This is a genomic window from Desulfonatronospira sp. (assembly GCA_003563255.1).
Lineage (GTDB): Bacteria > Desulfobacterota > Desulfovibrionia > Desulfovibrionales > Desulfonatronovibrionaceae > Desulfonatronospira.
In genome coordinates this window covers 1-2,666 of sequence record PWSL01000018.1, presented here as the reverse complement: position 1 = coordinate 2,666, position 2,666 = coordinate 1, and the positions used below count along the sequence as shown (strand labels likewise).

General features: G+C 47.8%; 2 protein-coding genes and 1 pseudogene. 2 read left to right on the top strand and 1 reads right to left on the bottom strand.

Going from position 1 to position 2,666, the window contains the following annotated elements; genetic code table 11:
- Positions 1-243: 243 nt before the first annotated feature.
- The gene (locus tag QZP87_RS00620) at positions 244-1,296 is read left to right on the top strand and encodes an AAA family ATPase (RefSeq protein ID WP_291320988.1); all 1,053 of its coding nucleotides are present in this window, start codon (positions 244-246) and stop codon (positions 1,294-1,296) included.
- Positions 1,296-1,835 (top strand): hypothetical protein, encoded by a 540-nt coding sequence (locus QZP87_RS00615; protein WP_291320987.1) that lies wholly within the window; start codon positions 1,296-1,298, stop codon positions 1,833-1,835. Before QZP87_RS00620 ends, QZP87_RS00615 begins: the two co-directional genes overlap by 1 nt.
- 480 nt (positions 1,836-2,315) lie before the next feature.
- Here the strand turns inward: QZP87_RS00615 and QZP87_RS00610 are convergent.
- Positions 2,316-2,666: pseudogene (locus QZP87_RS00610) on the bottom strand (ATP-grasp family protein); the annotation flags it as partial.

Below are 2,666 nucleotides of genomic sequence, written 5' to 3'. Positions count from 1 at the left end.
CCTCCGCTTGCCCCGTTGAATGCTTGAAAAGCAACCCGCAGGGTATTCAACTGGGGGCCAGGACAAAAACCTTCTCTCTTAATCAATCTCTTAATCCTGCCTGCCCCGTTAATCCGGGGTCCCCTTTGGGGTGTTTAACTGGGGTTAATCCTGTCTAAAAAACTCTTCTCTTTAATGTTTCTGGCAAAGCATCACTATAACGGTATATCAGTATTTTTCTAATCCCTTAAAGGCTGTTCAATAATGCTTAAAAGCCTGCACATAAAAAATATGACGGTTTTTCAGAAGGCCGGGTTTGATTTGAGTCCAGGGCTGAATGTTGTTGTGGGAGAAAACGGCAGCGGTAAAACCCATTTTCTGAAAACTGCTTATTGTATTTTATCCTGCCTTTCTGTAAATGGGCCAAGACTGTCTGCGGATTCTCCTCCCAATAAAACCGGCCTGCAGACAGCGCTGGCGGAAAAAATTATTGGAGTTTTCAGGCCGGAAAGCCTGGGTCGGACAGTACACAGGGGGAAGGGACGGGAACGGTGTCAAATCGACGCTTTCTTTGAAGACAGCAGCCATGACATTTCCTTTTCTCTGGCTTCTCAGAGCAGGTCTGAGGTTTCTCTGGAAAAAGTTCCGGAATCCTGGCTGCAAACAGATCCAGTATATATTCCAACCAGGGAAATCCTGACCCTTTATCCAAATCTTATATCCCTTTACGAAAAAAAATTTTTAGAGTTTCCTCAGACATACAGGGATCTGTGCATACATCTGGGATCGCCATTAGAGCGTAATAACCAAGGATACCAATTCAAAAGCCTGCTGTCTTCCCTGGAAAAGACCATGGGCGGAAGCATTATTCTGGATAAGAACGGGCGGTTTTACTTTAAACCGGCTGGTCAAGTGCAGCTGGAAATACCTCTTGTAGCTGAAGGCATACGCAAACTGGCCATGCTGGCCCAACTGGTGGCTACAGGAGTGATCAGGCCCAAAGGAACGGCCTTCTGGGACGAACCGGATACAAGCCTGAATCCCAGGCTTGTGGCCAGGGTAGCCCGTTTCATCATGGACCTGGCCCAGGCCGGAGTACAAATCTTTATCGCCACGCACAGCCTTTTTCTGCTGCGCGAAATTGAAATTCTGCACAGCAGCAAAGAATACAGGAATACTCCGGCCAGGTTTTTTGCTCTGCATTTTTCCAGGCAGGGTGTGCAGGTGCAGCAGGGAACAAGTATGGATGATCTGGATCCCATTGCGGCTCTGGATGAGGAACTTAGTCAGTCTGACCGTTTCATGGAGCTTGATTGATGACAAGGCTTATTGAAGGTGATTTGGTTTTTGAATTTCCTGAGAACTGGAAAGTCGGCCAGTATGACAGGTGGGCCTTTTACCGCAAACGTTTCAAGGGGTGCTGTTCAGGCAATAAGGCTGTTGATTTTGCAGCTGTCTGCCCTGAACCACAAAATATTCTCTGGCTGGTGGAAGTCAAAGACTACAGAGTGCACAGACGAACAAAAATTGTGGATCTTCCTCTGGAAATGGCCTTAAAGGTCCGGGATAGTCTGGCCGGCATAGCTGCAGGCAGATTTCAGGCCGATGACCATGATGAGAAACACATTGCCGAAAAAGCATTGCGCACTCAAAAGCTCCGGGTTGCTCTTCATATTGAGCAGCCGCTAAAGCATTCCAAAATGTTTCCAAGGGCAATAGATCCTTCAAAAGTTTACCAGAAGCTTAAGTCCTTGATTAAGTCCATTGACCCTCATCCTGTCGTGGTTGATAGGTCGAATTGCCATGCCCTGGGTGGATGGAGAGTGCAGGCCGATTCTAGATTGCCATCAAAATAATTTTAATCAGCGTAAATCAGTTTACCTTGCCCCGTTAAACAACGCTGAAAACGTTCCTGCAAAGCAGGGTTTAACAGGGGCCTGCCCCATGAAATTTCTTCCCATTTCATCGGGGTCTAAGGGATGAAATACCAATATACCGTTACTGTCAGTGACTTAACCGTTGAAAGCCTGCCTGCCCAGTTTAACAACGCTGAAAGCGTTCCAGCTTTGCTGGGTTTAACTGGGGTTACAAAAAACAAGAATCTTTAGACAGGATTAACCACGCTAAAGACGCGTGGCAGGCATAGATGGATAGTAATCATTCAGGGGGGCAGGTACCGGCCAATGGGACAGTCCCCGCGACACTTTTCCTTCACCAAAACAAAAAGTACAGGCGCGAAATTAAGTGAAGCTGCATAGTCATTACTCAGCGGGGACAGTCCCCTGGCCTAATGCCATGAGTCACCACCGAGGACCCCCTGAATGCTTACATCGGCATTATTGCCGGGATTCCAGCTGGTTAATAATATATTCCGCATACATGCCGGCCGCATTCAGGCCGCAGGCATGATAAAGTCCCCTGAAACCTCCAAAGGCTGATACCTCGAAGACCATGGGGCCATCTTCTGTCTCCACAACATCCACGCAGGTAAAATCAAGGTTGAACAGGTCTTGTGCCTTACTTGCTAGATTTATGGTTTCCGCGTCAGGCTCGCATGGCTCGTACTTTCCTCCGTTGGAGGTGCAGGTGTTCCATGAATTTCCCTTGCGCCGGGCATAAGTGCCGATATATTTGCCTCCCAGAAAACTTATTCCCAGGTCTCAGCCCGGAATCTGAACCATCTTCTG

What these genes read in the sequence shown, in the direction of transcription:
- QZP87_RS00620 (WP_291320988.1), top strand. Translation starts at nt 244, where the DNA reads ATGCTTAAAAGCCTGCACATAAAAAATATGACGGTTTTTCAGAAGGCC.
- QZP87_RS00615 (WP_291320987.1), top strand. Translation starts at nt 1,296, where the DNA reads ATGACAAGGCTTATTGAAGGTGATTTGGTTTTTGAATTTCCTGAGAAC.